The sequence below is a fragment of the Mesorhizobium sp. M7A.F.Ca.MR.362.00.0.0 genome (assembly GCF_004023175.1).
Classification (GTDB): Bacteria; Pseudomonadota; Alphaproteobacteria; order Rhizobiales; family Rhizobiaceae; genus Mesorhizobium.
The window spans coordinates 1-4,142 of record NZ_RZTF01000492.1 but is presented as its reverse complement, the minus strand read 5'-3'; the positions used below and the strand labels follow the sequence as shown (position 1 = coordinate 4,142).

At 64.1% G+C, this 4,142-nt stretch carries 4 protein-coding genes; 1 reads left to right on the top strand and 3 read right to left on the bottom strand.

Annotation, left to right across the window (positions count from 1 at the left end; translation table 11 throughout):
• Nucleotides 1-267 precede the first annotated feature (267 nt).
• Nucleotides 268-1,146, top strand: coding sequence for a 3-hydroxybutyryl-CoA dehydrogenase (locus EOC06_RS33745; protein ID WP_013529423.1), 879 nt, complete (start codon nucleotides 268-270; stop codon nucleotides 1,144-1,146).
• Between the two features lie 57 nt (nucleotides 1,147-1,203).
• On the opposite strand, the gene EOC06_RS33740 is transcribed toward EOC06_RS33745, so the two are convergent.
• From EOC06_RS33740 to EOC06_RS33730, 3 genes are all read right to left on the bottom strand, one after another.
• Nucleotides 1,204-3,222 carry a PAS domain S-box protein gene (locus tag EOC06_RS33740; RefSeq protein WP_128309833.1) on the bottom strand — a complete coding sequence of 673 codons (2,019 nt, stop codon included), beginning with the start codon at nucleotides 3,220-3,222 and terminating at the stop codon, nucleotides 1,204-1,206.
• Nucleotides 3,223-3,354: 132 nt separating this feature from the next.
• Complete coding sequence (locus EOC06_RS33735; RefSeq protein ID WP_127331580.1) at nucleotides 3,355-3,993, bottom strand: NrsF family protein; 639 nt, start codon at nucleotides 3,991-3,993, stop codon at nucleotides 3,355-3,357.
• A 1-nt stretch (nucleotide 3,994) separates the two neighbouring features.
• Nucleotides 3,995-4,142, bottom strand: a 148-nt coding sequence (locus EOC06_RS33730; protein ID WP_281059185.1) for a sigma factor-like helix-turn-helix DNA-binding protein, incomplete at its 5' end; no start/stop codon positions are given.

Below are 4,142 nucleotides of genomic sequence, written 5' to 3'. Positions count from 1 at the left end.
ACTACGGCCTCGTCGGCGATCTCTTCGTCATTCTGCCGGAGCTGCAAAAGGCGCTTTGACGCTTTCTGCCAAAGCGTATTAAATGGTGAGGGTGGGGTAGACGAAGTCGCCCCGCCCTTTTAGTTTGCACCGCACAAAAAGCAGGCCGCAAAGGCGAAAAGCAATCCAGCAAAAGTGCGCAGCGGTTTTGCGTCCGGAATTGCGGTAAAATAAAAGGTGGAGCGCTTTCGCAGTTCAAGCGGAAGGGCTCAGGACGGGATCGGTGTAATGAGCAAGATCGAGACGATCGGCATCATCGGCGCGGGCCAGATGGGCGGCGGCATCGCCCATGTCTCCGCGCTTTCGGGCTACAAGGTGCTGATCTACGATATTTCGCCCGACCGCATCGAGAAAGGCATCGCCACAATCAGCGGCAACATGGCCCGCCAGGTGGGGTCCGGCAAGCTCGACGAGAAGGTGCGCAACGACGCGATGGGCCGCATTTCGGCCGCGCCCGCGATGGCCGATCTTGCCGGCGCGGATCTGGTGATCGAAGCGGCGACCGAGGACGAGACGGTCAAGCGCAAGATCTACGCCCAGCTTTGCCCGCAGCTCAATCCCGAAGCCATCCTGGCGACCAACACCTCGTCGATCTCGATCACGCGGCTTGCCGCGCAGACCGACCGGCCTGAGCGGTTCATCGGCATACATTTCATGAACCCGGTGCCGCTGATGAAGCTGGTCGAGCTGGTGCGCGGCATCGCCACCGAGGACCAGACCTTCGAGGCTGCCAAGACCTATGTGAAGCAGCTCGACAAGACGATCACGGTCTCGGAGGATTTTCCGGCCTTCATCGTCAACCGCATCCTGTTGCCGATGATCAACGAGGCGATCTACACGCTCTATGAGGGTGTCGGCTCGGTCGACGCCATCGATACCGCCATGCGGCTCGGCGCCAACCATCCGATGGGGCCGCTGCAGTTGGCCGATTTCATCGGGCTCGACACCTGCCTGTCGATCATGCAGGTGCTGCATGACGGCCTGTCGGACTCGAAGTATCGCCCTTGCCCGCTGCTGGTGAAATATGTCGAGGCCGGCTGGCTCGGCCGCAAGACCGGGCGCGGCTTCTACGACTATCGTGGCGAGCATCCCGTTCCGACGCGCTGAGCGCATCGTCGACGCAAATCAGGGACAAGCCTTCGGATCGGCGGTTGACAGGCTCGATCAGGAGGCCGCCGCTAGCGGCTCTGTCCGGCCCTCCACGATCCGTGCGTCGGACGCCACGGAGACACAGCCGCGGCCGGCCGCCTTGGCCGCATAGCAGGCCGCATCGGCTCTCGCGATGATCTCGTCGACCTCGCCGCAATTGGCATTGATCGCAGCCAGTCCGATGCTGGCGCCGATCACGTGAGGACGGCCGTCCCAGGTGAAGTCCAGCCCGCCGATCGCATCGATGATGGAGCGTGCCGCGATCTTGGCGCCGGCTGCCGAACCCGATTTCAGAATGACCGCGAATTCGTCGCCGCCGAGGCGAGCGACGATATCGTCTGGACCAAGCACGCCGCGAATCGCCTCGGCAACCCGCTTCAGCAGCGCGTCTCCCGCCGCGTGTCCGCCGGTGTCGTTGACCAGTTTGAAGTGGTCGAGATCGATGAACATGAACTGATGTCCGGCGCCTCCGACCGACTTCGTCGTGTCGGCGGTGCCGTCCTTGCGCGCCTGGCCGACCAGGTCTTCCATGGCGCGGATGAAGCTCGAGCGGTTGGCAAGGCCGGTCAGCGCATCGTGTGCCGCGGCGTGCGCCAGCTGGCGCTGCAGCGCGCGCGCATCGGTAAAGTCCTGGAAGACGATGACCAGCCCGCAGAATTCGTTCCGTTCGTTGATGATCGGCGACACCACCTGGCGGATGCTGCAGCGCGTGTCGTCGCGCCGGATCAGGACGGCGCGGCTGTTCTGGTCGGCGGGCGCATGAACGCCAACCGCGGGCCGGGTGACGCCGATCCTGTGCCCCGTCTCCTCGTCGACCGCCCAGTAGACATGGCCAAGCATCTTGCCGAGAGCCTCGCCGCCGGCAATCCCGGTCAGCTTTTCGGCGACCGGGTTCATGAAGGTGATACGGTTTGCGGCATCGGTGCAGATGACGGCATCGCCGATTGATTGCAGCGTCACCCTCAGCCGCTCCTTTTCGTCGGCAAGCATTGCCGCCGACACAGTAAGGCGCTCTTCGGCCTCCTTGCGGCGGGTGATGTCGGTCAGGCTGCCGATGGCCCTGATCAGCCGTCCATCCTCGTCGCGTTCGATGGCCTTGCCGCGGTCGAGTATCCACATCCAGTGGCCATCCTTGTGGCGCATCCTGAATTCGGCTTCAAAGAACGGTGTCTTGCCCTCGAGATGGGCGCGATCGGCTTCGGCGACAGTCTCGCGATCGTCGGGATGAATCATCGTCAGCCAGCGATCGGTGTCGCCATCGAGCTCGCCATCCGCATAGCCCAGCATCTTGACCCAGGTCGAGGAATAGGTCGTGCCCCCCTTGCGCATGTCGAGGTCCCAGACGCCTTGGCCGGCACCAGCCAGAGCAAAATTCCAACGCGTCTCCGCCTCGGCAATGCGCGCCTCGGCCTGCTTGCGCGCGTCGATGTTCTCGATTTGCGAGACGAGATAGAGCGGGCGGCCGCTGGTCTCATCGCGAATGACCGAACCGGCAAGATGGGCCCAGACGGGCGTTCCGTCCTTCCTGAGATAACGCTTCTCGAAGTGGAAGGAATTGACCGTGCCCGCCTTCAGATCGTCCATCGTCTCCCGCCCGATCAGCAGATCGTCGGGATGCGTGATCTGGAAGAAAGTCAGCGCCTCGATCTCTTCGCTTGTGTAGCCAAGCATGGCGGCGAAGGCCGGATTGGTTTGGCGGATGCGACCGTCGAGACCGACAACCACGATGCCGATCGCCGAATCCTCCATGGCGCGGCGGAAGCGCAGCTCGCTCTCGGCGATCTGCTGGCGATCCCTGCTGATCCTGCGGATAGACAGGGCGGCGAGGAACAGCGCGCCCGCCGCCACCGCCACCGCGATCTGCAGGCAGAGCCTCAACGCTTCGGTGCCGAAATCCAGGCTCGACAGCAGGATCGAGGTCGCCAGCACGCCCAGGCCGGCGACGAGCAACGCCAGCCCTGCATGCCCAAGAGATTTTCGGCTGGTCAATCCTCGCCACATCACGATACGTGCCACCCCCGTGCGCAAACGCATGTTCTCGCATCAACCTTGGCGGATCGATTTTAAGGAAAGGTTGCGTCCGGCATGCCGGCGTGGTCGCTAACCGGCAAACAATTGCCGGCATGATTAAGGATCGGTGCACGGGTCCGCGATCGCTGCGAAACGCTACCAGCGTATGAAAAACCGTCCGCCGAGCGCACCGAGCAATGCGAGCCCTGCGATCGCTGCCGTGTACCAGGTGGCGACGAAAAGCGGCGAGTCGTCGAAGCAGTGCGCGGCATAGAAGGTTGCCGCCAGCCCGCCGGCGAGCAGACCCGCCACCGCACCGGCAAGCACCGGCCGTGTCGGCGCGCCATAGCGCAGCATCCACAGGAAGATGGCAAGCGGGCCAATACCGATCAGCGGGATAAAGCCCATGCAGAGCATCATGTTGGAGCCGACCATCCGTGTACCCCACAGCGCCTCCGGCACCATGAAAAGCTCAAGAAGCACCGCCACGGCGACCAGCACGGGCGCCGCGGCCATCCAGGCCATTGCCCGGCCCGTCGAGGCGCCCGGCGTCGACAAGGCGCGGATCAGGGCGAAGGCGCTGACGGCCAGCACGATGGTGAAGACGAATTTGGAGAGGAAGCGCATCGTGTGAGCGGCCGCCATGAAGTCCGGGCGCGGGCCGATGGTCAGCAGGAATACGACGGCCGCGATCACCGCCCCCGCACCGGCGGCCAGCCACCAGGCCGACAGCAGCGGGATTGCCTTGCTGCTTGCGTCGGCGTCCAGCGCCTTGATGAGATCATCCGTCCTCATGTCATTCCCGCCCGAACCGCCCCTGCCCGAATCGCTTGGCTATCGCGGCAAGTCCGCGATGCAGCGACACACGCACCGCCGTCTCGCTGATGCCGAACTTCGCCGCCGTCTCACCGATGGACCGCCCTTCCACCGACACGGCCGAGACC